This window comes from Kingella pumchi (genome assembly GCF_022288825.1).
GTDB classification, from domain to species: domain Bacteria; phylum Pseudomonadota; class Gammaproteobacteria; order Burkholderiales; family Neisseriaceae; genus Kingella_D; species Kingella_D pumchi.
Genome location: NZ_JAKOOW010000006.1, coordinates 1 through 451, shown reverse-complemented (window position 1 = coordinate 451; position 451 = coordinate 1). Strand labels below are relative to the sequence as shown.

Sequence of the window (451 nt, the reverse complement as noted above, 5' to 3'; positions counted from 1 at the left end):
CCACGTAGACTGCCCCGGACACGCCGACTACGTGAAAAACATGATTACCGGTGCCGCCCAGATGGACGGTGCAATCCTGGTATGCTCCGCTGCCGACGGCCCCATGCCGCAAACCCGCGAGCACATCCTGCTGGCCCGTCAGGTAGGCGTACCCTACATCATCGTATTCATGAACAAATGCGACATGGTTGACGATGCCGAACTGCTCGAACTGGTAGAAATGGAAATCCGCGACCTGCTCTCCAGCTACGAATTCCCCGGTGACGACATCCCGATCATCCAAGGTTCCGCACTGAAAGCCCTGGAAGGCGATGCCGCATACAAAGAAAAAATCTACGAACTGGCCGCCGCTCTGGACAGCTACATCCCCACTCCCGAACGCGCCGTAGACAAACCCTTCCTGCTGCCGATCGAAGACGTATTCTCCATCTCCGGCCGCGGTACCGTAGTA

The 451-nt window shown here is 57.6% G+C and carries 1 protein-coding gene; it reads left to right on the top strand.

Translation table 11 applies throughout. The features are described from left to right. A partial coding sequence (locus MB824_RS11735) for a GTP-binding protein (protein ID WP_238745227.1) occupies positions 1-451 on the top strand: 451 nt, incomplete at both ends.